Consider the following 946-nt stretch of genomic DNA (forward strand, 5'->3'; position numbering starts at 1 on the left):
GCCCGCGGGGCCCGGAACCGCGGGCCCCGCCGCAGAAGGAGGCTGGACTTGACCGCACTCGGATTCCTCTACCCGGGGCACTCCGCCGAGGACGACTACCCGCGCATCGAGCAGCTCCTGGGCTCCGACGTCCGCCTCCAGGTCGTCCACACCGACATCGGCGAGGACGCGCACCGCGTCGACGCGCTCCTGGAGACGGGGTCGCCGGCGCGGCTGGCCGCCGGGGTCGAGGAGCTGCGGCTGAGCGGGGCGGAGGCCGTGGTGTGGGCGTGCACCAGCGGCAGCTTCGTCTTCGGCTGGGAGGGCGCGCACGACCAGGTGCGCGCCCTGGCCCGGGCCGCGGGGCTGCCCGCGTCCTCGACGTCCTTCGCCTTCGCGCACGCGGTACGGGAGCTGGGGGTGACGCGGGTGGCCGTCGCGGCGACGTACCCCGAGGACGTCGCCGGCCACTTCTCCGGCTTCCTCGCCGCCGCGGGCCTGGAGGTGGTGGCGCTGCACGCCGGCGGCGTCGTCACCGCCGCGGAGGTCGGCACCTGGGGGCGCGAGGAGGTGCTGGCCCTCGCCCGGGCGGGGGACCACCCCGCGGCGCAGGCGGTGCTGCTGCCGGACACGGCGCTGCACACCGCCGCGTACGTCCAGGACCTGGAGGCCGCCCTCGGCAAGCCGGTCCTCACCGCCAACCAGGTCACCGTCTGGGAGGCCCTCCGCCTGGCCACCCGCCGCCTCAACGCCCCCGCCCTGGGCGCCCTCTTCACCAAGGAACCCTTGGTCCAGGCGACGTAAGCGACCCGGCCGGGGGCTCCCCAATCCCGCCCCTTCCCGTAACCAAGGGGCTCCGCCCCCTGGACCCCCGAAATCGCGCTGACGCGCTCGTGCGAAAAACCCCGGCCGGGGGGGGTGTGTCCGGGCGGGGGCAGAAATTAGCACCGGCCGGGGTTGTGGACGG

Annotated in this window: 1 protein-coding gene; it reads left to right on the top strand. The window is 75.9% G+C overall.

Annotated features, from left to right (window positions below):
• Positions 1 to 48: 48 nt before the first annotated feature.
• On the top strand, positions 49 to 783 hold the full coding sequence (locus QK440_RS41205; protein WP_282798389.1) for a decarboxylase: 735 nt from the start codon (positions 49 to 51) through the stop codon (positions 781 to 783).
• Positions 784 to 946: the final 163 nt, after the last annotated feature.

This window comes from Streptomyces sp. CC224B, assembly GCF_030010595.1.
GTDB classification, from domain to species: domain Bacteria; phylum Actinomycetota; class Actinomycetes; order Streptomycetales; family Streptomycetaceae; genus Streptomyces; species Streptomyces longispororuber.